This window comes from Paraburkholderia sp. Cy-641, from assembly GCF_011752945.1.
GTDB lineage: Bacteria > Pseudomonadota > Gammaproteobacteria > Burkholderiales > Burkholderiaceae > Paraburkholderia.
Window position 1 is genome coordinate 1 of sequence record NZ_VWWM01000025.1, and the last position, 26500, is coordinate 26500.

Genomic DNA, 26500 nt, shown 5'->3' on the forward strand with positions numbered 1-26500 from the left:
CGGCCGTGGCTCGCGACGCAGCGTTGCAGGTTGGCCGGCGCGCCTCCGGCGAGCAGCGCCCGATCGGCTCCAGTGCGGCTTTGGCGGCAACGGCCGCCGCCGCATCCGGCGTGTCGGCCAGAGCCGCGCAGGCGATGGCGGTACGCTCTGCGCCGGGCGGCGGCATGGCGGGGGAATCGATCCATGCTTCGACGCGCGGCAGCCGCGCGGCGTCGCTGCAACGTGCGGCGGATGCGGCGGGTTCGTTCAACCGGACAACGACATCGCGTCAGCCGCTCTCAACCGCGACGCGCACCGGCGGCGTCACGCCGCCGTCCGGTACGCGCAGGCCCGCGCCGGGTTTCGCGCACTCGGCGACGAACTCGCAGAACGTTGCCGAGCCCGCGAGCGTCGAGGAAACACTGCGCAGCATCGCGGAAAACACCGCGCGCTGGACCGATATGGCCGGCGTGAGCCTCGCGCGCAGCCGTGGCGTGGATGGCGTCAAGCCTGGCGATGTCGCGCAGGCGGCGATGCCGGTCGAGGCGCCCAGGCCGGCCAGCGAGGCGCCGGGTAGCGATCCGGTCCAGGCGGTTTCGGCCGGGTCTGTCGCGCAGGCATCTGCGGAGCCGGTGGTCGGGCGTGCGCCGGCGGTAACGCCGGCCGAGCCGTCGGTCGAAACAGCGCCGGTTGCATTGCCAGCCGCTGCTGCCGTGGCTGAGGAAACGGCGATAGCCGCTTCCGATGCACCCGTCGAGGACAGCAACGCGCCTGTCGCGCAATGGCCGACCGAGCCGCCAGTTATTCATGTGCCGGGAGCCGTTGCGTCACAGGTCATGGAGACTGCCGAGCCGGTGGCCGACGCCAACACGACCGAAACTCCGGCGGCCGTGCAAAACGCAAGCGCGACGAGTGGAGAGGCGGTGCATGCGTCGGCGGTATCGGCGGCGGCTTTGGTGGAGTCCGCGGCTGTCCAAGCCGCGCCTGTCGTGGCTATGTCCGCTGCGGCTGTTCGCGCCGAATCCGCGCCTCGCGAGTCGGCGCCGATCGAAACGCCACCGCTCTCGTCCGCGCCGCAATATCCGGCGTCAATCGGCGGCGCGTCGACATCGTTTCAGCGTTTTGCTGCACAGCTGGAGGACAATGCCTCACAGGAAGACGCAGCGCCCGTCGCTAACGATGCGACACACTCGGCGACGCGGGACAGCAGTCACACGGCACCAGCCGATGCAGCGATCAAACCGGTCAGCGGACCTAGCGCGGAATCTCTCGCCGCTGCGCAGACCGTAGTCGCCGCCGCGAGCACAGTCGCCCCAGCGCCGCGAAAGGAAGAACCCGCGCCAACCGTCGATTCAGCCACCACCGCAACCGCGGCACCGACGCTGCCGGCGGCTCCCGCAGCCGAAATCGTGGTCGACAAAACGCTCGTGCCTTGGGAGAGCAAGCTCGGGGCCGTGGCGGCTCAACGCCCCGTGTCGCCGTCGGGTTCGTCGCAACCCGATGCGTCGCAATCCGGGGCGGTCGCATCGCCCGGTGCGGTTGCGCAGTCTTCTCCCGCCACGCTGTCGTCTCCCGTTGCAAGCGCGACTATGGGTACGGGCGCGCAGGCAAGCGAACCTGCAACATCGTCCTCGACGACGGCCGCACGCTCCCCTGCCCTGCCCACGGCGACCGAACCCGCGAGCACACCGCCGACGCCTGACGCAACGCACACGGCGACGACCGCAACCGCGGCAGCGGCAACCCACGCTGCGCCCCCCGCCACGCCCACCCCGGCGCAAAGCGTCGCTTCGAACGTCGTGCGCTTCCCGGGTTTCGGCGCGACGGCACCCAGCGTCGGGCCGTCGCTCGGCGCGCATGAAACCGCCACCGGCAACACCCCGGCCGCTGTCCCGCCGATCGCCACAACACCCGCAGCGGCACCGGCCACTCCCGCACCGTCGTTCGGGCCAACCGTACCGGCCTCGTCCGCAGTCGAGCCGAGCACGCTGACCGCACCGACGCCAACGCCGGTCACATCGTCATTGGCGCCCATCGCGCCGGCTACGCCAGGCGCACTCGCCACCGCGCTCCCCACGCAGGTTGCCGGAACCACCGTTCCCACCGCGACACCTGCCGCACCGGCAACGGCCACAACACCCGCCGCACCCGGCGCATTCGCGGCGAACTCACCATCCACCGCATCGGGCCCGACGCCTGCACCCGCCTCGCCGATCGCCGACACGCCCCCCACGGCAAACGGCGCAAACAGCGCAGACAGCGCAGCCGCCCCCGCCGAGGCCGCCGCCCAGCGCCCGCCGCTGCGCGGCCACGCTCCGGTCAACGGCTTCGAATTCCACGCACCGGCCGCGTCGATGGTCGAACTGCCACCGCTCGATCTGCTCGCGCGCGCGGACGCCGGTGTCGAGCCAATCTCGGACGAAAAGCTCCGCGAGACCGGCCAACTGATCGAGCAGCGCCTGCAGGAATTCAAGGTGCCCGTGACCGTGGTCGGCGCATCGGCGGGGCCGGTCATCACGCGCTTCGAGATCGAGCCGGCGCTCGGCGTGCGCGGCAGCCAGATCGTCGGTCTCATGAAGGACCTCTCGCGCGGTCTCGGCCTCACGTCGATCCGCGTGGTCGAGACGATCCCCGGCAAGACCTGCATGGGCCTCGAACTGCCGAACGCGAAGCGACAGACGATCCGCCTCTCGGAAATCCTCGAAGCGAGCGTCTACCAGAATTCGCATTCGCAACTGACGCTCGCGATGGGCAAGGACATCACCGGCCACCCGGTCATCGCCGATCTCGCCAAGGCGCCACACATGCTGGTCGCGGGCACGACCGGTTCGGGCAAGTCGGTCGCGATCAACGCGATGATCTGCTCGCTGCTGTTCAAGGCGACGCCCGAGGAAGTGCGCCTCATCATGATCGATCCGAAGATGCTGGAGTTATCGGTCTACGAAGGCATTCCGCATCTGCTCGCGCCGGTCGTCACCGACATGAAGCTCGCGGCCAATGCGCTGAACTGGTGCGTCGGCGAAATGGAGAAGCGCTACCGGCTCATGTCGGCGGTCGGCGTGCGCAACCTCGCGGGTTTCAACCAGAAGATCCGCGACACCGAAGCCAAGGGCAAAAAGCTCGGCAACCCGTTCTCGCTGACGCCCGACGCGCCCGAGCCGCTCGCGCCGCTGCCGCTGATCGTCGTCGTGATCGACGAACTCGCCGACCTGATGATGGTCGCCGGCAAGAAGATCGAGGAGCTGATCGCGCGGCTCGCGCAGAAGGCGCGCGCGGCCGGCATCCACCTGATTCTGGCGACGCAGCGGCCCTCGGTCGACGTCATCACCGGCCTCATCAAGGCGAACATTCCGACGCGCGTGGCGTTCCAGGTGTCGTCGAAGATCGACTCGCGCACGATTCTCGACCAGATGGGCGCCGAGTCGCTGCTCGGCCAGGGCGACATGCTGTTCCTGCCGCCGGGCACCGGCTACCCGCAGCGCGTGCACGGCGCGTTCGTCGCCGACGAGGAAGTGCATGCGATCGTCGAGTATCTGAAGCAGTTCGGCGAGCCGCAGTACGAGGAAGGCATTCTCGACGGCCCCGCCACCGACGGCGGCGCGGCCCAGGACCTGTTCGGCGAAACGCCGGATGCGGAAGCCGATCCGCTCTACGACGAAGCGGTCACGTTCGTCGTGCGCACGCGGCGCGCGTCGATCTCGTCGGTGCAGCGGCAATTGCGCATCGGCTACAACCGCGCGGCGCGGCTCGTCGAGCAGATGGAAACGGCGGGGCTCGTATCGGCGATGAGCATCAACGGCAGCCGCGAAGTGCTGGCGCCGGGGCCGGCGGAGTAACGCCCGGCGGCATCGGCAGAACGGATCGCAGCATGAAACCGGACAGCGAGCGATCGGCCTGCGATTCGCAGCCATGCTGCGACCCAGGAAGACCAGGAAAAGTCGGCTGAGCAATAAAAAAACGGACCGTCTCACAGGGCTTGTGAGCGGTCCGTTTTCTTATTGCACGCGCTCCGTCGAATCACGCGCGTGCATCCCTCATCACGACGGCGACGCGAACTTGAAATCCACCGGCGAACCCAGCTCGAAATGCTGCTTCGGCGTCGGATCGAGAAAACCGGTCCGGGGATCGCGCCTGAACACGTACACGGTATCGCTCAACTGATTGCCGACGATCAGCCAGTTGCCGCTCGGATCGATCGCGAACTCGCGCGGCGATTTGCCGAGGCTCGACTGATGGCCGATCGGCTTCAGATGCCCGTTGGCCGGATCGACGGCGAAGATCACGATCTCGTTCGCGTCGCCGCGATTCGATGCATAGACGAAGCGCCCGTCCGGCGACAGATGGATCGCCGCGGCGCCCACCGCGCCCTTGAAGCCGGGCTGGCTCAGCGAGAGCGTCTGCGCGAGCGTGAGCCGGCCGTCGCGATAGTCGAACGTGCTGACCGTGCCGGCCAGTTCGCTCGTCAGATACGCATGCTTGCCGTCCGCGCCGAACACCAGATGGCGCGGGCCCGTTCCGGCCTTCTGCTGCGCGTAGCTCCAGTCGGCCGGCGCGAACGGGCCGGGGCTGCCCTGCGGCGTGTAGCGGTACGCGTACAGCTTGTCGGCACCGAGGTCCTGCGCAAACATGAAGCGGCCGTCCGGCGAGAACACGGTCGAATGCACGTGCGAGTCGTCCTGCCGCCCTTTCACCGGTCCGCCGCCCTCGTGGTGCACGGTCTGCACCGACGCGCCGACCTGGCCGTCGGACTGCAACGGAAACACCGCGAAGCTGCCGCCCGGGTCGGGCGCGACCGAGTAGTTCGCGGTCAGCAGAAACTTCTGGTCGGGCGAAAAGCTCAGGTAGCACGGATCGTTGCCATCCGAGGACACCTTGTTGAGAAACCTCAGTTGCCCGCGCGCGGCATCGAAGCCGAATGCGCTGATGCCGCCGCGCTGGGTGGCTGGACCGTTATCGCCGGGCAGTTCGTTGACCGCGTAGACGAAGCGGCGGTCGCGGCTCACGACGAGGAACGACGGATTGACCGTCTTCGCGACCGACACCTGGGTCGCCGCGCCCGTCTTCGTGTCGAAACGATAGACGTAGATGCCCTCGCTTCTGCCGCCGGTATAAGTGCCGACCAGCAGATTGTAGACGCCGTCGGCGGGGACCGGGCCGGAATCTTGCGCGTACGCTGGCGAAGCAGCAATCGAGACCATAAGCACGAAACCTTTTATCATCGAACGGGCGGCGTGGCGTGGCACGGGCCACGTTGCACGCCATGAAGCCGCCTTGGCGGCGCGGTCCGCGCGAGGGGGGACGGCCGGAGCGGGAGCACAGGCTGAAGCGCAAACACGAGGCATCACGCGGCGTATGACACTACGCGCGGCGGCACGGCAACGGCGAAGCATGGAACCTCCTCGACATCGGTCGGCGGGTAAGAACGGTGATAGCAGTAATCGCGGTGTCTGGTCTGCCTCGTCTGCCGCGCGCGGGGTCGAGCGTCGTTCTGCGTTGTTCTTGCCAAAGCCAGTATAAGAGCGTCCGGTCGGATCATGCAGCGAATGCAGCCAGCCATGCGGCCTAGGCAAGACCGGGGGGAGACCTGAGCGAGACCGATCCCAGGTAAAGACAAACTCATGCGAAGCCATTTTCGCCGACAATCACCGTCCCGCACCACGGGACATTTTTCAATTTCCAATCGCGTATCACGCGTCTCACCCTGGGAGTCTTCATGAACGTCACACTGAGCCTCGGTCCGCTCGTTTCGCTGATCGCCGGCATTCTGATTCTGGTCATGCCGCGCCTGTTGAGCTACATCGTCGCGCTCTATCTGATCATCATCGGCATTATCGGCATCTTCGGCGTGGGGTCGTCGCACCTGTGAGCGGCGCGTAACGCGAGATCGGGAGCGCGGCTTGCGTCCGGCAGCGGAACGCTTCGCGCGCCACGAAGTGCGCGGTGGAGAAGTTGCGGCGGCGTAGCGCAAGTGCGGCTGCAACAACGCCGCGGAGCCTGTCGCCGCGCATCGCACTGCGTCTCGCACAGTGCCTCTTACCGCGCATGTCGCTGCGCAGCATGAACATGGCAATGACAATAGCGCGCAACGAAGCACGCACTCCCGGCGGTACATGCCACGGACTATGGGCTACGGGCAACACGCGCAAAGCGGCCCAAAGCAACCACGCGAGCGCGCCACCCACGCTTGCGCACTCCGTGTCGGTCGTGAGCGGAACGATAGAACCCGATTCAGATAAAGCAGCGCGTCAAACCGCGTGCGTACGCAGTGCCGCTCAACCGTTCGAAAGCTGGTCGAGACGCAAACGCCCCTGCAGCGACAAGGCGCCAACGGCATAATGACCGTCGTCTTCCTGATAGCGCCGGAAGCAGGCCCGCTCGACCAGAAACGCCGCGGTCGCGAGCATGCAGTTGCGGCTCAGGCCAAGGTGGCCATGATCGAGTGGCAGCATCGAGTCGTCGGCAAGTTGGCTGGCGGCCGAGAGAATCGTGATGCAATCGGATTTCGACGGGTTCAGCATGGCTTTCGTCCTCGGAAACGGCGTCTCGATGCGCCATGAGCAAGGCCGATTCGCAGCCCGGTATGCACCGGACATCGGCATGAGGTTCAATTCTAAGCATGGATTTGACAATTTACCAATCGCGTTTTGCCGCACCACGCGATGAACCAACCCAGTTCATGCAGGTCCGGTAATAACCGGCTTTCGAGGCGCGGCACTCGCGGTACCCACCCGCAGTACCGTTTCCGGCCGTCCGCCATCACGACACGTTTTCCGACATGCCCGCACTCATCGAAGACTATGCACTCATCGGCGACGGCCACACGGCCGCGCTCGTCTCCCGCGAAGGTTCCGTCGACTGGCTCTGCTGGCCGCGCTTCGACTCCGGCGCCTGTTTCGCCGCGCTGCTCGGCACGCCCGACAACGGCCGATGGCTGATCGCGCCCGACACGTCGGCCAACGATGCCGCGCCCACCGTCACGCGCCGTTATCGCGGCGAAACGCTGATCCTCGAAACCGACTTCGAAACGCCCGAGGGCGCCGTCACGCTGATCGACTTCATGCCGCCCGGCAACGGCTGGTCGGAAATGATCCGCATCGTCGTCGGCAAGCGCGGCACCGTGCGCATGAAAATGGAGCTCGTGCTGCGCTTCGACTACGGCTTCTCGATTCCGTGGGTCGACCGGCTCGAACAGGACAGCGGCATCAAGGCAATCGTCGGCCCGGACAACGCGGTGCTGCGCACGCCGGTCGAGCTGCGCGGCGAAGACATGAAAACCGTCGCCGAATTCACCGTGACCGAAGGCGAGCGCGTGCCGTTCTCGCTCGCCTATGCGCCGTCGCATCTGCGTATTCCGCCCGCGCGCGACCCGCATACGGCGCTCGCGCGCACCGAGAATCACTGGCTCGAATGGTCGGCGCGCGGCACCGTCGAGGGGCGCTGGGCCGAACCGATCCGCCGCTCGCTGATTACGCTGAAGGCGCTCGCCTACGAACCGACCGGCGGCATCGTCGCCGCGCCCACGACCTCGCTGCCGGAGCAGCTCGGCGGCTCGCGCAACTGGGACTACCGCTACTGCTGGCTGCGCGACGCGACCATCACGCTGCTCGCGATGATGCGCGGCGGCTACTACGACGAAGCGCGCGCGTGGCGCAGCTGGCTCGGCCGCGTGATGGCAGGCGCGCCGGATCAGTTGCAGATCATGTACGGCATCGCCGGCGAGCGGCGCCTGCCCGAATTCGAAATCGACTGGCTGCCGGGCTACCAGGGCGCGAAGCCGGTGCGCATCGGCAACAACGCGGTCGGCCAGCGCCAGCTCGACGTCTACGGCGAAGTCATGAACGCGCTGCATCTCGCGCGGGTCGGCGGCCTGCAGGCGGACGCCACCGCCTGGAACGTGCAATGCGCGATGCTCGGGCACCTCGCGACGATCTGGCGCGAGCCCGACGAAGGCATCTGGGAAACGCGCGGCGGACGCCGGCACTTCACGTTCTCGAAGGTGATGGCGTGGGTCGCGTTCGATCGCGCGATCCGCTCGGCCGACATGTTCGCGCTCGACGGCCCGCTCGACGAATGGCGCGCGACGCGCGACGAAATTCACGCGGAAGTCTGCGAGAAAGCCTGGAATCCCGAGCGCAATGCGTTCGTGCAGCACTACGGCAGCGACCAGCTCGACGCGAGCGTGCTGCTGATGCCGCTGGTCGCCTTCCTGCCGCCGCGCGATCCGCGCATCAAGGGCACCGTCGAGGCGATCGAGAAGGACCTGATGCACGGCGGCTTCGTGATGCGCTACCGCACCACCGAATACGACGACGGCCTGCCGCCCGGCGAAGGCACCTTTCTTGCGTGCTCGTTCTGGATGGTCGACAACCTCGCGCTGCAGGGCCGCGTGAGCGAAGCGATCGAGATGTACGAGCGCCTGCTCGCGCTGTGCAACGACGTCGGTCTGCTCGCCGAGGAATACGACCCGGCCGCGAAGCGGCTCGTCGGCAATTTCCCCCAGGCGTTTTCGCATGTGGCGCTCGTGCACACCGGGCTGAACCTGATGAAACACGAGCAGGAAATGGCCCAGGCGACCGGCCAGCCGCCGCATAACGGCGCGCGCGAGATGGCCCTCGAGGGTGAGGCAAGCCCTGATAGCGGCGCAGCAGCATCGCCACTAGCATGATCCAGTGACAGTTTGCGTACCGTGTGTGCGCGAATTGTTGCGTTGCACAAATTTACATAGTTCGATATCATCGATCCGACTGTCGGCCAAAAACAATGCGCCCACAACCAAAATGGCCCGCCGCAACGCCTCACGCGTGTTTGCGAAGCCCAATGCGAACCGCCTAAAACGGAGCACCCATGCTCTATCAACTGCACGAATTCCAGCGGGCGATGTTGAGCCCCCTCACCGCCTGGGCCCAGGCCGCGTCGAAATCATTCGCGAATCCTGCCAGTCCCTTAGCCTACGTGCCGGGCGCCACGCGCCTCTCAGCCGGTTACGAACTGCTGTACCGGCTCGGCAAGGATTACGAAAAGCCCGAGTTCAACATCCACCAGATTGTCAAAGACGGTCATAACATCCCGATCGTCGAGCAGACCATCATCGAGAAGCCGTTCTGCCGCCTGATGCGCTTCAAGCGCTATGCGGACGACAGCGATGCCGTCAATCAATTGAAAGACGAGCCGGCCGTGCTGGTCTGCGCGCCGTTGTCGGGACACCACGCCACGCTGCTGCGCGATACCGTGCGCACGTTGCTGCAAGACCACAAGGTCTACATCACCGACTGGATCGACGCGCGCATGGTGCCGCTCGAAGCCGGCCAATTCCGCCTCGACGACTACGTCGCGTATATCCAGGAATTCATCCGCCACATCGGCGCGAAGAATCTGCACGTGATCTCCGTGTGCCAGCCGACCGTGCCGGTGCTCGCCGCCATTGCGCTGCTGGCGAGCCGCGGCGAAGACACGCCGCGCACCATGACGATGATGGGCGGCCCGATCGACGCGCGCAAGAGCCCGACCTCGGTCAACTCGCTCGCCACGCAGCATTCGTACGAGTGGTTCGAAAACAACGTGATTTTCACGGTGCCGCCGAATTATCCGGGCGTGGGCCGCAAGGTGTATCCGGGCTTCCTGCAGCACACCGGTTTCGTCGCAATGAATCCGGAGCGCCACGCGGCCTCGCACTGGGACTACTACCAGAGCCTGCTGCGCGGCGACGAAGACGACGCCGAAGCGCATCGCCGCTTCTACGACGAATACAACGCCGTGCTCGACATGGATGCCGACTATTACCTCGACACGATCCGCGTCGTGTTCCAGGAGTTCCGTCTTGCCGAGGGCACGTGGGATGTCGGCGGCGAACGCGTGCGGCCGCAGGACATCAAGACGACCGCGCTGTTTACGATCGAAGGCGAGCTGGACGATATTTCCGGCGACGGACAGACCTACGCCGCGCATGATCTGTGCTCGGGCATTCCCGCGAAGCACAAACAGCACTTCACTGCGGAAAAATGCGGCCACTACGGCATTTTCTCGGGACGCCGCTGGCGCACGATCATCTATCCGCAACTGCGCGACTTCATTCTCGCGCACAACAGCAAGACCACCAGGACGACGAAAGAGAAAGTCGAAGCCTAAGCATTAAACGTGCAATAGCATTGAAAAAGCCAACGGCCTCTACTGAGGCCGTTGGCTTTTCTATTGAGCTGGCTTCTCAACCCGGTGCTTCTCAACCTGGTTCGTGATACTGATTTTTGTTCGCTTTTTGCGTGGCCGGTTGCGAGCGCCCAAAACTCCGCTGCGATAGCCGTTCGCGGCGCGCACCGCCTCGGATCGCCTCGCCCCACCCGGCTACTTGCGCAACAGGTACGCGAGCAGCAACTCGGTATTCATCTGGATCACTTCGCTGCGTTCGGCGGCGCTGCTGAAATCGCGGCCGAGCGTCGCTTCGATCGTGAAGCGGTTCGACACAATGTAGTAGCCCATGCCCGAAAGCGTCACGTAAAAGCGCAGCGGATCGACGTTCGTGCGAAACAGCCCTGCTCGCTGACCGCGTTCGAGAATGCCGCCGAGCGTCGCGACGATCGGCGAGATCATTTCGCGGATGCGCGTCGACTTCTGCATATAGCGTGCTTCGTGCAGATTCTCGTTGTTGATGAGACGCAGCAGTTCGGGATGATCGCGATAGTAGTCCCAAACGAAATGCGCAAGACGCGTAACGGCCTCGACGGGTGCGACGCCGTTGAGTTCGAGCGTGCGCTCCGCTTCGTTGAGCGCGCTGAACGCATGCTCGAGTACCGCGGTAAACAGCTGCTCCTTGCTACCGAAGTAGTAATAGAGCATGCGTTCATTGGTTTCCGCGCGGCGGGCAATCTGGTCGACGCGTGCGCCGAACAGCCCACCATTTGCAAACTCTTCGGCTGCCGCAAGCAAAATGCGCCGCCGCGTGCCTTCAGGATCTCTTTTGATTTTCGGCTGATTCATGGTGGCATCGTCTTCGTGAGCCGCGTTATCCGGATCGCGCTGCCAGCCTCTCTCCTCGGACTTCGCGCTGGCGGCGTTGAGCGGGCGCGTTATGGTTGGGGAACACACCCTTTTCTGCGGTCTTTCGAAAAAGCGCTTCGATTATGGCACATGGATTGCGAATGGCAATCGGGGAAATCGGCGATAATGTGCTATTTAGTTCAGGCTGTGCGCACGCACACCCAACCCCCACGCCGCAACCGTGACAGACGTCAAAACACTCGCGGATCGCATCGAGGATCTGCTGCCCCAAACGCAATGCACGAAGTGCGGTTATCCCGCATGCCGCCCCTATGCCGAAGCCGTCGCAAGCGGCGCCGCGCACTATAACCAGTGCCCGCCCGGCGGCGCCGAAGGCATCGCGCGCCTCGCCGCGCTGCTCGGCAAACCGGTGCTTCCGCTCAATTCCGCCAATGGCGTCGAACGCGCACGGCCGCTGGCGGTTATCGACGAACAGGTTTGCATCGGCTGCACGCTTTGCATGCAAGCATGTCCAGTCGATGCAATAGTTGGTGCACCGAAACAGATGCACACGGTCGTCGCCGAACTGTGCACCGGTTGCGATCTATGCGTGCCGCCCTGCCCGGTCGACTGCATCGCGATGCTGCCCGTCACCGGCGAGGCGACCGGCTGGGATGCGTGGAGCCAAGGCCAGGCCGATGCCGCGCGCGAGCGGCATCACCGTCACGAAACGCGTCTTGCGCGCGAACGCGACGCCGCCGAAGCGCGTGCTGCGGCGCGGCGAGCTGGCAGCGCCGGCGCCGCGGTGAGTCCGGCAAGCGTAGCGGCCGCGGCGTCAGCCGAGGGTGGCGCGGCAGCGCCTGCCGCCCCGGTTACGGCTACCGCCGCCGACGCCGAAGCGAAGAAACGCGCAATCATCCAGGCCGCGCTCGAACGCGCCCGCAAGAAGAAGGAAGAAATGACCGCGACAGGCCAGGGACCGCTCAACACCGAGAACGTCAGCGCCGACGTGCAGGCCCAGATCGACGCCGCCGAAGCGCGCCGCCACCGTCTCGGCCTCGGCACGGCGCCCGGGAACGGCAAGCCGCCCAAACCGTCCGAGCCGCGCTGAGCGCATGCGAAACCGCGCACATTCGCCCGGTTAGCCGAGCCGCCCCCCACCCACCGACACGCTCCGCATGAACGCGAACAAACGCCGCGCTATCTACGAAACGCTTCAGAGCCTGAATCCGCATCCAACCACCGAGCTCGAGTACACGACGCCGTTCGAACTGCTGATCGCGGTGCTACTGTCCGCGCAAGCAACGGACGTGTCGGTCAACAAGGCGATGCGCAAGATGTTTCCGGTCGCGAATACGCCGCAGAAGATCTTCGATCTCGGCGAAGCAGGCGTCGCGGACTACATCAAGACGATCGGCCTGTATCGCACGAAGGCGAAGAACGTCATCGCGACCTGCCGCATCCTGCTCGACCAGTACGGCGGCGAGGTCCCCGAGGATCGCGAGGCGCTCGAAAGTCTGCCCGGCGTCGGCCGGAAAACGGCCAACGTGATCCTCAACACGGCGTTCGGCCATCCGACCATCGCCGTCGATACGCACATCTTCCGCGTCGCCAACCGCACCGGGCTCGCGCCGGGCAAGGACGTGCGCGCGGTCGAGACGGCGCTCGAAAAATTCACGCCCGCCGAGTTCAGGCAGGATGCGCATCACTGGCTGATCCTGCATGGGCGTTACGTGTGCAAGGCGCGCCGGCCCGAATGCTGGCATTGCGCGATCGAGCCGCTGTGCGAGTTCCGCCCGAAGACGCCGCCGCCCGATCTGTGAGCGGTTTGCGGTTTGCGGTTTGAAAGGCGATGCGGCGTGGCGCAAACAACGGTGCGGCGCCCGCGCGACGCGGCTCGGCCGCGCTCCGTCGGAAGCACCGCCAGCGCCCACCCGCACCCCATCGCACCCGGCGTAAAATAACGGGTTCGCGCACGCGACGCGCCCACTCCCACGCACCGGTTCCACGATGTTCAATCCCAGCCGCGACGAAGTCCGCCTCTTTTTCACCGATACCTGGCGCAAGCAGCGTCAGGGGGAAATCCTGACGCCGCTCGAGGCCATCGCCGCCGACTGGATCGTCGAGCATCCGGAATATCACGCCGATCTGAGCGACGGCGCCGCCGCCCAGGCGCAGGACTATTCACCCGAGCGCGGGCAAACCAACCCGTTCCTGCATCTGTCGATGCATCTGGCGATCTCCGAGCAACTGTCGATCGACCAGCCGCCCGGCATCCGCGCGGCGCACGACCGGCTCGCCGCCCGCCTCGGCTCGACGCACGACGCGCAGCACGCGATCATGGACTGCCTCGGCGAGACCATCTGGGAAGCACAGCGCACCGGCACGCCGCCGGACACCGACGCGTATCTGCAACGGATCGAACGGCGCGCGACGCGCGACTGAGCCCACGTTGCACCTGCCGAGCATGACTGCGCGCAAGACGCCGGCCCGGGCTCGTTCATCGACACGCAACACACCTCAGGTACGCGCCCGACAGCAAGCCAAAGCCTGGCCCCCAAAGCAAAACACCCCGCCAAGGCGGGGTGTTTTTCGTTCTCCGTTCGCGCAATCACACGATTGCACGACGAATCTCGCGGGAGCAAGCGCCGGCCACCCGGCGCCCACGTCGACCTGACTTCAGGCGGGCTTACTTCTTCTGCACGAGATCGCCGTCGAGCGATTCGACATAGGCCGCGATGTCCTTCATGTCGCTGAGCGACAGGCTTTGCACCTGCGCCTGCATGATCGCGTTGTTGCGGCCGAAATGCGGATTGCCGGTGCCCATCTGATACTGACGCAGCGCCCAGTAGACGTAGTCGCTATGCTGACCGGCCAGCTTCGGATACTCCGGGCTGACGGGCTTGTTCAGGTTGACGCCGTGGCAGGCCGCGCAGTTGTGGCTGTCGGCCAGCACCTTGCCGTTGGACGCGTCGGCCGCGTGCGCGGCGTTCGCTGCAACCAGACCGATCACTGCCGCCGACGCGCATGCAGCCTTGAACACCGTGTGGAGTGCCTGTTGGGGCTTAATCATGAGATCTCCTATCCCGCGAATTTGATTAGCTGGTGACCCACGCCTAACGACGCCGATCACTTGTCGGGATTGTTTTGCGAAGCGGCAGTTTGCGCGGCGTAGTAAGCGGCGATGTCGGCAATGTCCTGATCCGACAGCGAGGCCGCGATGGCGTGCATCGTGTCGAAATGGCGGTCGCCCTTCTTGTAGGCATGCAGCGCGTTTTCGAGGTAGGCCTGATTCTGGCCGCCCAGCTTCGGCACGCGGAACACTTCCGGATATGCCGTGCGGTATTCGGGAATACCGTGGCAGCCGATACACATCGCGACCTTGTCCTGGCCCGCTTTCGCATTGCCGACGACATCCGCTGCCTGCGCGCTGGCCGCATAGCCCGCGAGCACCGACAACGCTGCGATCACGACGTGTTTGCCGACGAATTTGTTCATAGCATGTAACCTGGCTTGAGGGGAAACGGGCGCCCAGAAAGGCAACGGCCCGCGCCGTTCTTTTTGTAGGGTAGCCACGCAGGCAAAAAATCGGGCCCATTGTACCGCGACGCCGCGCCGAACGTCCACAGACGCCGAAGCGCCGCGCCACCTGCCCGCGCGCCTTGTCCAGCATGCCGCGCAGGCGCTTCTGCGGCCGTCCGCACGCGCCCACGCAACGCGGCACACGGCGGGGCCCGATACCGCCCGACACCTTACGCGAGCCGGTTTCAGGGCAACAGGTCTTCTGACTTATACTGGGTTTTTTCCCGAACACGAGCATCTCGCCATGCGTTTCGAAGGCTCATCGCAGTACGTCGCCACCGACGACCTCAAGCTCGCGGTCAACGCCGCGATGACGCTCAAGCGTCCGCTGCTCATCAAGGGCGAGCCGGGCACCGGCAAGACCATGCTCGCCGAGGAAGTCGCCGCCGCGCTCGGCATGCCGCTCCTGCAATGGCACATCAAGTCGACCACCAAGGCCCAGCAGGGCCTGTACGAATACGATGCGGTCTCGCGCCTGCGCGATTCGCAGCTCGGCGACGAGCGCGTCAAGGACATCCGCAACTACATCGTCAAGGGCGTGCTGTGGCAGGCGTTCGAGTCCGACGAGCAGAGCGTGCTGCTGATCGACGAGATCGACAAGGCCGACATCGAATTCCCGAACGACCTGCTGCGCGAACTCGACCGCATGGAGTTCTACGTCTACGAGACGCACGAGCTGGTACGCGCGAAGCATCGCCCGCTCGTCATCATCACGTCGAATAACGAGAAGGAGCTGCCCGACGCGTTCCTGCGCCGCTGCTTTTTCCACTACATCAGGTTTCCGGACGCGACGACGATGCAGCAGATCGTCGAGGTGCACTACCCCGGCATCAAGAAGGAACTGCTCGCCGCGGCGCTGCAGAGCTTCTTCGAACTGCGCAACGTCGCGGGGCTCAAGAAGAAACCGTCCACCTCGGAGCTGCTCGACTGGCTCAAGCTGCTGCTCGCCGAGGACATCCCGCCCGAAGCGCTGCGTTCGGCCGACCAGAAGCAGATCATTCCGCCGCTGCATGGCGCGCTGCTGAAGAACGAGCAGGACGTGAACCTGTTCGAGCGGCTGCTCTTCATGAACCGCAACAACCGCTAACCCGCGTCGCGTGGGCGCTGCCGATCGCCACCGGGCCCTTTCGAGCCCGCCCGGCCGCAGCGCCGCCCGACCTTCCGCCGCCGCAGGACACCCAGCATGCTGATCGACTTCTTCTACTCGCTGCGCGCCGCCAGGCTGCCGGTCTCGGTGAAGGAATACCTGACGCTGCTCGAAGCGCTGAAGGCCAACGTGATCGCGCCGTCGCTCGACGAGTTCTACTACCTCGCGCGCATCACGCTCGTGAAGGACGAACAGTACTTCGACAAGTTCGACCAGGCGTTCGGCGCCTATTTCAACGGCGTCGCGGCCACCTCGGAACTCGCCTTCGACATTCCACTCGACTGGCTCAAGAAGAAGCTGCAACGCGATCTGTCGCCCGAGGAAAAGGCGCAGATCGAGGCGATGGGCGGCCTCGACAAGCTGATGGAGCGCCTCAAGGAACTGTTCGACGAGCAGCAGGAGCGCCACGAAGGCGGCAGCAAATGGATCGGCACGGGCGGCACGTCGCCGTTCGGCAACGGCGGCTATAACCCGGAAGGCGTGCGCATCGGCGGCGACGCGGCCGGCAACCGCACGGCGGTCAAGGTCTGGGAAGCACGCGCCTATCGCGACTACGACGACCAGGTCGAAATCGGCACGCGCAACATCAAGGTTGCGCTGCGGCGGCTGCGCCGCTTCGCGCGCGAAGGCGCGGCCGAGGAACTCGATCTGCCCGACACGATCCGCAGCACGGCGGCGAACGCCGGCTGGCTCGATCTGAAGATGGTGCCCGAGCGGCACAACAACGTGAAGGTGCTGATGCTGCTCGACGTCGGCGGCTCGATGGACGACCACGTCAAGCGCACCGAGGAGCTGTTTTCCGCCGCCAAGGCCGAGTTCAAGCACCTCGAGTTCTACTATTTCCACAACTGCGTGTACGACTTCCTGTGGAAGAACAACCGGCGCCGCCATGCCGAGCGCACGCCGACGTGGGACGTGCTGCACAAGTTCACGCCCGACTACAAGCTGATCTTCGTCGGCGACGCGACCATGAGCCCGTACGAGGTTTTGCAGCCGGGCGGCTCGGTCGAGTACAACAACGCCGAAGCCGGCGCGGTGTGGCTGCGCCGCCTCGCCGATCATTTCCCACACTTCGCGTGGCTCAATCCCGAGCCGGAAGCGCTATGGCCGTACCGGCAGTCGGTTAGCGCGATCCGCGAGGTGCTCGGGCATCGCATGTATCCGCTCACGCTCGCGGGGCTCGAGACGGCCATGCGCGTGTTGAGCAAATGACACCCTGGGCGCAGGCCACCCGCCTCCGCGTGGCCGACGTCGCCCACGCAGCAGAATCACGCCGCTTTAACTTCGACAACAAGAAAGTATTCGCATGAGTTCGCGCATGAGTTCGCCTCCTTCACCCCAGCTGTCCCCCGCCACCACGCCGCCCGGGCGTCTCAATCCGCTCGCCGATACGTCGCTGTCCGCGATCGTCGCCGGCTTCGTCGCGGCGATGACCGGCTACACCAGTTCGCTCGTGCTGATGTTCCAGGCGGGCCGGGCCGCGCATCTGAGCGACGCGCAGATTTCCTCGTGGATCTGGGCGCTCTCGATCGGCATGGCGCTGTGCACGATCGGCCTGTCGCTGCGCTTTCGCGCGCCGATCGTGATCGCGTGGTCGACGCCGGGCGCAGCGCTGCTGATATCGTCGCTGCCGAATGTCGACTACGCGCAGGCAATCGGCGCCTTTATCGTTTGCGCGGCGCTGCTCACGCTGGTCGGCCTGACCGGCTGGTTCGACACGCTCATGAAGAAGATTCCGGCCGGCATCGCGGCGGCGCTGCTCGCGGGCATCCTGTTCGAGATCGGCATCGAGATTTTCCGCGCCGCGCAGTTCCAGACCGCGCTCGTGCTGACGATGTTCTTCACCTACCTGATCGTCAAACGCTTCGCGCCGCGTTACGCGATCGTCATGACGCTCGTGGCCGGCACGATCGCCGCCGGCGCCCTCGGGCTGCTCGATTTCAGCCACTTTCACATCGCGCTTGCGCATCCGGTGTTCACGATGCCGGCGTTCTCGGTGGCGGCGAGCGTGAGCATCGGCATTCCGCTGTTCGTGGTCGCGATGGCCTCGCAGAACGTGCCCGGCATCGCGGTGCTGCGCGCGGACGGCTACACGACGCCGTCCGCGCCGCTGATCGCGACGACCGGCATCGCCTCGCTACTACTCGCGCCGTTCGGCTCGCACGGCATCAATCTCGCGGCGATCACGGCAGCGATCTGCACCGGCCCCGAAGCCCACGAGAATCCCGCCAAGCGTTACACGGCGGCGGTCTGGGGCGGCATTTTCTATCTGCTCGCGGGCATCTTCGGCGCGACGATCGCCGCGCTGTTCGCCGCGTTGCCGAAGGCGCTGGTCGTGTCGGTCGCGGCGCTCGCGCTGTTCGGCTCGATCATGAGCGGCCTCGCCAACGCGATGCAGGACGCGAGGCAGCGCGAAGCCGCGCTCGTCACGTTCATGGTGACCGCCTCGGGACTCACGCTGCTGTCGATCGGCTCGGCGTTCTGGGGGCTGGTCGCGGGCGTGGTGACGCAAGTGGTGTTGAACGCGCGGCGCGCCTGAAGCGCCCAGGCACGGCCTATGCGCGCGAACGGATCGCAAAGGCCCGCCGTTTATGCCGTCCTCGGCGATCCGCCATAGAATAGATGCATCCGGCAGCGCGTCCCAGCCCTATCATGGGACGCGCTGCGGCGTGACCCGCGGCCGCCGGCACCGGCTCTTCCTGCCGGTACGGCGGCAATCTCATTTCTCCTGAACCACGGCGCACGCGCGCCCAGAAGGCTCGAACATGACAACCGCACTCGATCAACTCAAGCAATACACCACCGTCGTGGCCGACACCGGCGACTTCCAGCAGCTTGCGCAATACAAGCCGCGGGACGCGACCACCAATCCGTCGCTGATTCTGAAGGCCGTGCAGAAGGACGATTACCGGCCGCTGCTCGAAAAGACCGTCAAGGCGCATGCGTCGAAGCCGGTCGGCGCGATCATCGACCAGTTGCTGATCGCGTTCGGCACCGAAATCCTCAAGATCATCCCGGGCCGCGTGTCGACCGAAGTCGACGCGCGCCTGTCGTTCGACATCGAAGGCTCGATCGCCAAGGGCCGCGAGCTGATCGCGCTGTACAAGGACCACGGCATCGGCCGCGAGCGCGTGCTCATCAAGCTCGCGTCCACCTGGGAAGGCGTGCGCGCGGCCGAGGTGCTGCAGAAAGAAGGCATCCACTGCAACATGACGCTGCTGTTCTCGCTGGCCCAGGCCGCCGCCTGCGCGGAAGCGGGCGCGCAACTGATTTCGCCGTTCGTCGGCCGCATCTACGACTGGTACAAGAAGAACGCCGGCAGCGCGTGGGACGAAGCGAAAGACGGCGGCGCCAACGATCCGGGCGTCAAGTCGGTGCGACGCATCTACGCGTACTACAAGAGGTTCGGCTACAAGACCGAGGTGATGGGCGCGAGCTTCCGCACGACCTCGCAGATTCTCGAACTGGCCGGCTGCGATCTGCTGACCATCAGCCCGGAATTGCTGCAAAAGCTGCAGGAGAGCGGCGACCCGGTCGAGCGCAAGCTGTCGGCGCAAATGTCGGGCGACGCGGACATCGAGCGCGTGCCGGTCGACGAAAAATCGTTCCGCTTCCTCGTCAACGACGACGCGATGGCGACCGAGAAGCTCGCCGAAGGCATCCGCGCGTTTGCGGCGGACGCGGTGAAGCTGGAGAAGCTGATCGACGCGCTGCGTTGATGCGCGGAGCGTAGCCGCGGTTGCGGTGGCCCGTCGGCTCTGCCGCTCTGCCGCTCTGCCGCTCTGCCGCTCTGCCGCTCTGCCGCTCTGCCGCTCTGCCGCTCTGCCGCTCTGCCGCTCTGCCGCTCTGCCGCTCTGCCGCTCTGCAGTATGAAGCGGCCAGTCGCGCGGCGGCCAGCGGCAACGCAAGGCATCATCACAGGACGGCCCTGAACCTCGCGGTTCAGGGCCGTTTCGTTTGCCTCTCGCCGTTTGCCGTTTGTGCAGCCCAAGCCGATACCCAACTCGCAAGGCACCCGACGTCCGCACGCTCCCACACCACGCCGCCTACTCCTGCGCCTCACCGTCACAAACCACGCACGGCAGACGACTACAATCGACCCCACACCCGCCCCGTCTCGCCGTCACGCGCGGAGAAACGGCGGCAGTCGGCCCACGCCTGATCTTTCAAGGAGACGATCATGTACGTTCAGCCTTACGTGTTTTTCAACGGCCGTTGCGAGGAAGCGCTCGACTACTACAGCGAAAAGCTCGGCGCTCAGGTGATCTTCAAGATGCACTTCAGGGATGCGCCGCCCGACCCGAACAACCCGCCGCGCCCCGAACTCGCGGACAAGATCATGCACGCCAACGTGCAGCTCGGCACGACCTTCTGGATGGCCTCCGACGGCGCCTGCGATCCCGCAGCCGGTTCGTTCAACGGCTTCAGTCTGTCGCTGACCGTCGAAGACAGCGCCATCGCCGAAAAAAGCTTCAACGCACTCGCCGATGGCGGTCAGGTCGTGATGCCGTTCCAGAAGACGTTCTGGAGCGAAGGGTTCGGCATCGTGGAAGACCGCTTCGGCCTGAAGTGGATGGTCACGCTGCCGCCGCAGGTTTGAGCGGCGCATCGCGGCAGTCATACGGCGAACGTACCGCGCGGCACCATTCGGCTCAGCGCCGGGCGTCACGGTAGGCGGTCACGGCCGGGGCACCGGCCAGAGGCCAAAACCAAAGCCAAGCCTTGGTGACGCACCATGAACGCGTCGCAAAACGACTCCGCCACCCCGCCACGAAGCGCCACACAAACAGCAACGCCCGCAAACTTTCGTCTGCGGGCGTTGCGTTTTCAGCATGCCATCAAAATCCGGAACCGCTCCGGAACGACGGAAGCCGCAAATCCATCAGCTTTCGGCCATGTCCAGATAGTCTTCCGGACTCGTGCGGTCCTCGCCGCCCTGCATGCCGACCACGCGCACGAGCAGGCTCACCACGACGGCCACCACGAGGTTCACGATCAGCGACCACACCGCCGCATAGCCCGGAATCGCCATGCCGAACAGGTGGATCGTGAAGATCGAACCGGCGAGCTTCAGCGAAATCGCCATCCACGTGCCGGTCGCGATGCCTGCTGCCCAGCCGATCAGCAGGCCCCGGTAGTCGAGCACGCGCGTGTAGAGACCGAGCACGATCGCCGGCAGCGTCTGGATGATCCAGATACCGCCGAGCAGTTGCAGCTGGATCGCGTACGTGAGCGGCAGGCCGAGAATGAACGCGACCGCGCCGACCTTGACGATCAGCGAGACCAGCTTCGCGACGTTGGTCTCCTGCTCGTGCGTCATGTTGCGGTTGATGAACTCCTTGTGCACGTTACGCGTGTACAGGTTCGCCGCCGCGATCGACATGATCGCCGCCGGCACCAGCGCGCCGATACCGATCGCCGCGAACGCCACGCCGACGAACCACGACGGGAAGAAGTGCAGGAACAGCGCCGGCACCGCGAAGTTCGGGCCGAATGCCTTGAAATACGGCACGAATTCCGGCATGTCCTTCACGCCGGCCGCGAGCGCCATGAAGCCGAGCAGCGCGAGCAGACCGAGCACGAGCGAATAGGCCGGCAAGAGCGCCATGTTGCGGCGGATCGTGTTGCCCGACTTCGACGACAGCACCGCCGTGATCGAGTGCGGATACAGGAACAGCGCGAGCGCCGAGCCGACCGCGAGCGTCGCGTAGGCGCTATAGCCGTTCAGATTCGAGACGTCCGGCGACTTCAGCAGCAGCTTGGCCGGCGGCACCGCGCCGAAGATATGGCCGAAGCCGCCCAGTTGCGGCGGAATCACGATGATCGCGGCGAAGATCGTCACGTAGATCAGGATGTCCTTGACCACCGCGATCATCGCCGGCGCGCGCAGGCCCGAGGTGTACGTGTAGGCCGCGAGGATCGCGAACGCGATGATGAGCGGCAGATCGCCGACGAAGCCGGTCGTGTCGAAACCGAGCGCGCCGATCACCACTTCGATACCGACCAGTTGCAGCGCGATGTACGGCATCGTCGCGACGATGCCGGTCACGGCGATCGCGAGCGCCAGCATGCGGCTGCCGTAACGCGCCGAGACGAAGTCGGCCGAGGTCACGTAGCCGTGGCGCTTGGCGACGCTCCACAACTTCGGGAACACGACGAACGCGAACGGATAGATCAGGATCGTGTACGGCAGCGCGAAGAAACCGGTTGCGCCCGCACCGAACACGAGCGCCGGCACCGCGACGAACGTGTAGGCGGTATAAAGGTCGCCGCCGAGCAGGAACCACGTGACGATCGTGCCGAAGCGCCGGCCGCCGAGGCCCCACTCTTCGAGATGGGCCAGATCGCCGCGCCGCCAGTGCGCCGCGACGAAACCGAGAATCGTGACGCCGATGAAAAACAGAACGAAGACGAACGTTGCAATGGGGTTCATTGTTGTGCGCCCCCTTGCGAGCGGCCCGTATAGCGGGATTTGGTCTTGTTGTAGACGAACGCGGTAATGACCGCGCTGATCAGCACCCAGAGCAGCTGATACCAATAAAAGAACGGGAAATCGAACAGCTGCGGCTCGACCTTGTTGTAGGACGGCACCCAGATCATCGCGATCCAGGGCAGCAGCAACAGCCAGAGCCAGTGCTTGCTGGCCTTCTTCACGTCGGCGTCGTGAGCCATGACGTCTCCTCTTTCCTATTTGAATTGTTTGCCCGTGGTCGACGGGAGGTGGAATCACAGCGGGTGGTCGTCCCGCGGTCGGCCACGGACGCCCCGAAAGCTTCGAAAGAGTATAGGAGCCCCGAACGCCCGGTCAAGCAGGGACGACCCGAGGCGCAACGGCGCGCGGCAAGGCGCATATCGTAGCGGTATGTATCGGCATGCCGGGGCACGTAGCGGCACGCGAGGCCATGCGGCGGCAACGCGCCGCCGCGATGCGGCTCGCCGGCCGGCTTACCTCAGCCAGCCGCTACGGCGATCAGATCGCAAACGAAGCGCCGCTCTGCCCCGTCGATTCGCGCAGCCCCCTGATCCACTTGCGCGCCGGCAAGCCGAGTTGCGCTTCGATCAGCTTCGCGCGGGTTTCGAGCCTCGCGAACGGCACCTCGAGCGCCGGGCCCGAGAATGCGATCGCGATGCGATTGCCGTCGTGCACTTCGGGCAGCGCAACCACGCGGCCGTCGAATGCCTCGTTAAGACGCTTCATGTTGCGCACGAAGCTCGGATGGTCGCCGAACAGGTTCACCGTGACGATGCCCGCGTCGCTCAGACACGCACGCGCCGCACGATAGAAGGCGACGCTGTCGAGCACCGGGCCGCGCGCGGTCGCGTCGTAGACGTCGATCTGCAGCGCGCCGATCGTACCGTGGTTAGCGCCGTCGTTGACGAAGTCCCAGGCATCGGCTTCGCGCACGGTCAGGCGCGCGTCGTCGTGCGGCAACTCGAACATCGTGCGCGCGGCCACGACGACCGCCGGATTCACTTCGATCGCCTCGACCTTGGCGCGCTTCAGGAAGCGGTGCGCGAATTTGGTCAGCGAGGCCGCGCCGAGACCGAGCTGCACGATGCGCTTCGGCGTTTCGAGGAACAGCAGCCAGGCCATCATCTGCTGCGCGTATTCGAGTTCGATGTGATCGGGCTTGCGCAGACGCATCGCGCCTTGCACCCATTCCGTGCCGAAATGCAGGTAGCGCACGCCGCCCTCTTCCGAGAACGTCACCGGCGCGAAACGCGGCTTGCGCGGGGCTTCGATTTGCGGCGCGTCGCGCAGGTCGCTCGGGTCGCGCAGGTCGTTATCGGCGCCGTTCGTGCGGCCCGCGCCGCGGGAAGTACTGCGGGCATTACGGGCGATTTTCTGCTTGCCGCCAACGGCATCGGCGTCGGCATCGCGGTTACGGAAAGCACGCGCCTCGGCCGAAGCGCGCTTGATCAGTTTCGTCATGTGAGGATGTCGCGCCACGGGCGCAATTTTTGGTCGAACGAGAGCATAGCATTCGACGGGGCAACACTCGGCGTCAATCGCAGACAAGCTGCCGCCCTACTTCGAACTGGCGCGCATGGGGAACGCAAGCATGCGCGGGGTGGCTCGATGGCAGACGCAGAAGCCGGTATCGATCGACTACACGGCTAGCGAAACTGCCATCGCGACGCGCCTTGGCAGCGACGTCCCGTAGACCGATACGATGCTCCCGAAGCGTCTGTCGCCGCGCTCAGGCGTCCTGCCAGTTGCGATACGTTGCGGCCTGCCCCCGATAAACGCCTTCGCTATCGAGCAGATTCCAGACCGTGACGTCCTCGATCCAGAATCGTCTTCCCGAACTCGAGATGCGCAGGCCGCGATAACCGGTCGCGAACCCGTGCAATCGCACCGATTCGAGCAACCTGTCGCGCTCGTCCCGATTCGGGTGTTCGGCCGAAAGCCTCGAACGCAAGGCCGTCATGCCGTCCCAGTCGTATTCGAAGCAGCGTTGAGCCGCTTCGTTCGCGTAGATGAAACGGGGGTCGGCGTCGGTGTTGTGCGCGAGCACGCAGAACGGCGCGCTTTCGTAGAGCCAGCGGGCCGCGTCGGCGCCGGAGATTCCGCCCTCGACCAGCGGCGTGCCGACAAGCCGCAAATGGTTATCCGCCAGCAGATTGAAGAAGTCGAGGTCGCTGCTCAGAGATGCCGTCATCGTATCGGTTACCGTTGTCATTGAATGCGGGCGATTCTATCAAGGGGCCAACTCCGCCGCTCCCAACTCCGCAGGCCTGACCGACAGTACCGTCGTTCAACCGTACGGCCAAAGCGGCCAAATCGTTGCTCGCATGGCCAATCGCTCACCAATCAAGATTCAACGTTTTTATGTGGGCTAAAATGCGCATAATTCACCCACATAAGGAGCAACGCCATGCGTCATCCAGCCGCCGATGTGACTCCTCGTCGGGCCACGAACATTAGCCTGCCCGAAGACGTCTACAAGGATGCCAAGGCACTCGGTATCAATTTCTCGCAAACTTGCGAGCGGGCACTGCGTCAAGCCGTTCAAGTGGAAAAGGATCGCCAGTGGGCCATCAAGTACGCCGGTTTTATCGAGGCCTATAACGAGATGGTTGAGCGCGATGGCCTGCCGCTCGCTCAATACCGGGCGTTCTGATGGCCCGTTTCGACGTATTTCCCAATCCGGGCCAACGTCCAGCGGTGCCTTATGTTGTTGATGTCCAAGGCAACCATTTATCCGGTCTGGCGACACGCGTGGTTATCCCGTTGCGACGATTGGACAGCTTTGCCCCAGTTCCTCTTCCGCCTGACCTGATACCTGTTTTCACGATCGAAGGCATCGAGTGCATGCTGGATACGCCGACACTGAGCGCGATTCCACGCACTGAATTAAGCCAATCCGTTACGTCGCTGCATCACCGGCAAGACGAGATTATTTCAGCGCTAGACCGATTGTTTGGCCGTTGGTAACCACCAGACACGCCAGGATTCCCGCTGACGCGAGACCACGTTCGGACGCGTCAATTCGATTCCCGCAGTTGCCGCCAAACGGCCAACTTTTCTGCGTATGGGACTGTGGCATAGGCGGGACTGCTTGATGGCAGGCGGAGCAGTCTATATTGCCCACCGCGCTCGCCAAGCGCATTCATGCCGATTTTGGCTGCGGTCCCGCCATTGAAGGCGATGGTGACCAGATTCGGCAATGTATCGACAAGAGCGACCAGGTCATTGCTCGCATGGTCGCGTATGCGGCTATCGAGACTCCCGATACGACGGGCCTCTGCAACGACGTCCCATAAACCGATGCGGTATTCGAGCAGCTTATCGAGACGAGTTGCATAGTCCATACCGACCAGATTTTGCTCTATTGCCTCCCCAACAAGCGCCCAGAACTTGTTCTGCTTATGCGCATAGTACTGCCCATGCGCCAACGACATCTCGCCCGGCAAGCTGCCCAGAATCAGCACCCGCGTATGGGCATCGACGACCGGCGGAAAGCAGCGTTTGAGCGTCATGAGCGATGGCCTTCGTCACGGCATCGCGCGAGCGGGCGGCCGTGTTCGCGCTGGTGGGCATAGGCCGTATGCGCGGCGTGCACGGTATCCCCGCGTGCAGCAACACCGCCGTCTTCACCCGAAGCCCCTGAAGCCCCAGAAACACTCAACGCCCCCACACACGCCCACAGCGCCGGCAGCATACACTCCGTCACCATCAAAGGCGCGCCATGCCGCTCGAACACCGAGCGGCGCGCGACCAGCACATGCGGCGCGCGCGCCACGCCCGCGCCGATTTCCCGCGCTGCCAGCGCATACAGCGGATGACGCGCCCCCACCCTGCGGCTCACCAGCGACGAGCGCGCGACGCTGCTGTCGCTATACAGCAATTCGGCGAGCGGCCGCGTGCGCAGCCGCCGCGTCGCCTGCCACACGCCGACGCTCGCCGCGCGCGGCGTCACGCTATGCGCGGCGACGAACGGCACACCCTCGACCGACAGCACGACCTCGCGCACCCATACCGGCGCGCGCGGCGCGAGTCCGAGCGCGGCGGCTTCGTCGGCCCATGGTAGCGCGACCGCTTCGCGCGTCACGCGCACCGCGACCGCGCCGAGCGCACGCAGATGAGCAGTCAGGGAACCGCCGCGAGTCAGCCAGTCTTTCTGCGCGGCGCTGAAGGTGGGCAAAGGTGCGACACGCCAGTGCGCGTCGGCGGGATCGAAACGGATAGGCATGGTGTCGGATTATAGCGGCGCGGTCTTGCAGCCCTCTTCATCGCGGCAGTTCACGGCGCCACTTCTGCAATCTGACGCATAACGCAAATGCAAACGCACCAGTGCATGCGAAAAACGCGTCAGA

Annotated in this window: 25 protein-coding genes; 14 read left to right on the forward strand and 11 right to left on the reverse strand. The window is 65.1% G+C overall.

Annotated elements, in window-relative coordinates:
* A partial coding sequence (locus tag F3J20_RS15815) for a DNA translocase FtsK (protein ID WP_167283850.1) occupies positions 1-3815 on the forward strand: 3815 nt, incomplete at its 5' end.
* A gap of 201 nt (positions 3816-4016) precedes the next feature.
* Here the strand turns inward: F3J20_RS15815 and F3J20_RS15820 are convergent.
* Positions 4017-5198, reverse strand: a complete 1182-nt coding sequence (locus F3J20_RS15820) for a lactonase family protein (protein WP_240159364.1) — start codon at positions 5196-5198, stop codon at positions 4017-4019.
* Positions 5199-5692: 494 nt separating this feature from the next.
* Between F3J20_RS15820 and F3J20_RS15825 the strand changes: the two genes are divergently transcribed.
* On the forward strand, positions 5693-5845 hold the full coding sequence (locus tag F3J20_RS15825; protein WP_167049950.1) for a DUF3096 domain-containing protein: 153 nt from the start codon (positions 5693-5695) through the stop codon (positions 5843-5845).
* Between the two features lie 406 nt (positions 5846-6251).
* On the opposite strand, the gene F3J20_RS15830 is transcribed toward F3J20_RS15825, so the two are convergent.
* The gene (locus F3J20_RS15830) at positions 6252-6497 is read right to left on the reverse strand and encodes a hypothetical protein (RefSeq protein WP_167049952.1); all 246 of its coding nucleotides are present in this window, start codon (positions 6495-6497) and stop codon (positions 6252-6254) included.
* A 257-nt stretch (positions 6498-6754) separates the two neighbouring features.
* On the opposite strand from F3J20_RS15830, the gene F3J20_RS15835 reads away from it, so the two are divergent.
* Positions 6755-8644 carry a glycoside hydrolase family 15 protein gene (locus F3J20_RS15835; protein ID WP_167049954.1) on the forward strand — a complete coding sequence of 630 codons (1890 nt, stop codon included), beginning with the start codon at positions 6755-6757 and terminating at the stop codon, positions 8642-8644.
* Positions 8645-8823: 179 nt separating this feature from the next.
* The gene (phaZ, locus tag F3J20_RS15840; RefSeq protein WP_167283851.1) at positions 8824-10104 is read left to right on the forward strand and encodes a polyhydroxyalkanoate depolymerase; all 1281 of its coding nucleotides are present in this window, start codon (positions 8824-8826) and stop codon (positions 10102-10104) included.
* 213 nt (positions 10105-10317) lie between these two features.
* On the opposite strand, the gene F3J20_RS15845 is transcribed toward phaZ, so the two are convergent.
* The gene (locus F3J20_RS15845; RefSeq protein ID WP_167049958.1) at positions 10318-10950 is read right to left on the reverse strand and encodes a TetR/AcrR family transcriptional regulator; all 633 of its coding nucleotides are present in this window, start codon (positions 10948-10950) and stop codon (positions 10318-10320) included.
* Positions 10951-11191: 241 nt separating this feature from the next.
* Between F3J20_RS15845 and rsxB the strand changes: the two genes are divergently transcribed.
* The 3 genes from rsxB (at position 11192) to F3J20_RS15860 (ending at position 13395) form a co-directional block, all read left to right on the forward strand.
* A complete protein-coding gene (rsxB, locus tag F3J20_RS15850; protein ID WP_167049960.1) occupies positions 11192-12061 on the forward strand; it encodes an electron transport complex subunit RsxB in 870 nt (289 codons plus the stop codon).
* A gap of 67 nt (positions 12062-12128) precedes the next feature.
* Complete coding sequence (gene nth, locus F3J20_RS15855; RefSeq protein WP_167049962.1) at positions 12129-12773, forward strand: endonuclease III; 645 nt, start codon at positions 12129-12131, stop codon at positions 12771-12773.
* 187 nt (positions 12774-12960) lie between these two features.
* Entirely contained in the window at positions 12961-13395 is a 435-nt protein-coding gene (locus F3J20_RS15860) for a DUF1841 family protein (protein ID WP_167049964.1), read from the forward strand.
* Between the two features lie 244 nt (positions 13396-13639).
* Here F3J20_RS15860 and F3J20_RS15865 read toward each other — a convergent pair whose 3' ends face one another.
* Together F3J20_RS15865 and F3J20_RS15870 are read right to left on the reverse strand one after the other, a co-directional pair.
* A complete protein-coding gene (locus tag F3J20_RS15865; protein WP_167049966.1) occupies positions 13640-14023 on the reverse strand; it encodes a c-type cytochrome in 384 nt (127 codons plus the stop codon).
* Between the two features lie 56 nt (positions 14024-14079).
* On the reverse strand, positions 14080-14448 hold the full coding sequence (locus F3J20_RS15870; protein WP_167049968.1) for a c-type cytochrome: 369 nt from the start codon (positions 14446-14448) through the stop codon (positions 14080-14082).
* 328 nt (positions 14449-14776) lie between these two features.
* Here F3J20_RS15870 and F3J20_RS15875 point away from each other — a divergent pair, with 328 nt between their 5' ends.
* From F3J20_RS15875 to F3J20_RS15895, 5 genes are all read left to right on the forward strand, one after another.
* Entirely contained in the window at positions 14777-15619 is an 843-nt protein-coding gene (locus F3J20_RS15875; RefSeq protein ID WP_167049970.1) for a MoxR family ATPase, read from the forward strand.
* Positions 15620-15715: 96 nt separating this feature from the next.
* Positions 15716-16891 carry a VWA domain-containing protein gene (locus F3J20_RS15880; protein WP_167049972.1) on the forward strand — a complete coding sequence of 392 codons (1176 nt, stop codon included), beginning with the start codon at positions 15716-15718 and terminating at the stop codon, positions 16889-16891.
* 106 nt (positions 16892-16997) lie between these two features.
* Positions 16998-18218, forward strand: coding sequence for a benzoate/H(+) symporter BenE family transporter (locus F3J20_RS15885; RefSeq protein WP_167049974.1), 1221 nt, complete (start codon positions 16998-17000; stop codon positions 18216-18218).
* 226 nt (positions 18219-18444) lie between these two features.
* On the forward strand, positions 18445-19398 hold the full coding sequence (gene tal, locus F3J20_RS15890; protein ID WP_167283852.1) for a transaldolase: 954 nt from the start codon (positions 18445-18447) through the stop codon (positions 19396-19398).
* Between the two features lie 461 nt (positions 19399-19859).
* A complete protein-coding gene (locus F3J20_RS15895; RefSeq protein ID WP_167049978.1) occupies positions 19860-20279 on the forward strand; it encodes a VOC family protein in 420 nt (139 codons plus the stop codon).
* A 282-nt stretch (positions 20280-20561) separates the two neighbouring features.
* On the opposite strand, the gene F3J20_RS15900 is transcribed toward F3J20_RS15895, so the two are convergent.
* The 4 genes from F3J20_RS15900 to F3J20_RS15920 form a co-directional block, all read right to left on the reverse strand.
* Entirely contained in the window at positions 20562-22112 is a 1551-nt protein-coding gene (locus F3J20_RS15900; protein WP_167049980.1) for a sodium:solute symporter family protein, read from the reverse strand.
* On the reverse strand, positions 22109-22351 hold the full coding sequence (locus tag F3J20_RS15905; RefSeq protein ID WP_167049982.1) for a DUF3311 domain-containing protein: 243 nt from the start codon (positions 22349-22351) through the stop codon (positions 22109-22111). Before F3J20_RS15905 ends, F3J20_RS15900 begins: the two co-directional genes overlap by 4 nt.
* Before the next feature lie 298 nt (positions 22352-22649).
* Positions 22650-23612 (reverse strand): spermidine synthase, encoded by a 963-nt coding sequence (locus F3J20_RS15910; protein ID WP_167049984.1) that lies wholly within the window; start codon positions 23610-23612, stop codon positions 22650-22652.
* Between the two features lie 268 nt (positions 23613-23880).
* Complete coding sequence (locus F3J20_RS15920; RefSeq protein WP_205193393.1) at positions 23881-24342, reverse strand: MEKHLA domain-containing protein; 462 nt, start codon at positions 24340-24342, stop codon at positions 23881-23883.
* 216 nt (positions 24343-24558) lie between these two features.
* Here F3J20_RS15920 and F3J20_RS15925 point away from each other — a divergent pair, with 216 nt between their 5' ends.
* Both F3J20_RS15925 and F3J20_RS15930 read left to right on the forward strand, forming a co-directional pair.
* Positions 24559-24804, forward strand: a complete 246-nt coding sequence (locus tag F3J20_RS15925; protein WP_167049988.1) for a type II toxin-antitoxin system CcdA family antitoxin — start codon at positions 24559-24561, stop codon at positions 24802-24804.
* Entirely contained in the window at positions 24804-25118 is a 315-nt protein-coding gene (locus F3J20_RS15930; RefSeq protein WP_167049990.1) for a CcdB family protein, read from the forward strand. The genes F3J20_RS15925 and F3J20_RS15930 overlap by 1 nt, the downstream gene beginning before the upstream one ends.
* A gap of 50 nt (positions 25119-25168) precedes the next feature.
* Here the strand turns inward: F3J20_RS15930 and F3J20_RS15935 are convergent, their stop codons facing one another.
* Together F3J20_RS15935 and F3J20_RS15940 are read right to left on the reverse strand one after the other, a co-directional pair.
* Complete coding sequence (locus F3J20_RS15935) at positions 25169-25663, reverse strand: DNA-deoxyinosine glycosylase (RefSeq protein ID WP_167049992.1); 495 nt, start codon at positions 25661-25663, stop codon at positions 25169-25171.
* Positions 25660-26376, reverse strand: coding sequence for a chorismate lyase (locus tag F3J20_RS15940; protein ID WP_167283853.1), 717 nt, complete (start codon positions 26374-26376; stop codon positions 25660-25662). The genes F3J20_RS15935 and F3J20_RS15940 overlap by 4 nt, the downstream gene beginning before the upstream one ends.
* Between the last annotated feature and the right edge of the window lie 124 nt (positions 26377-26500).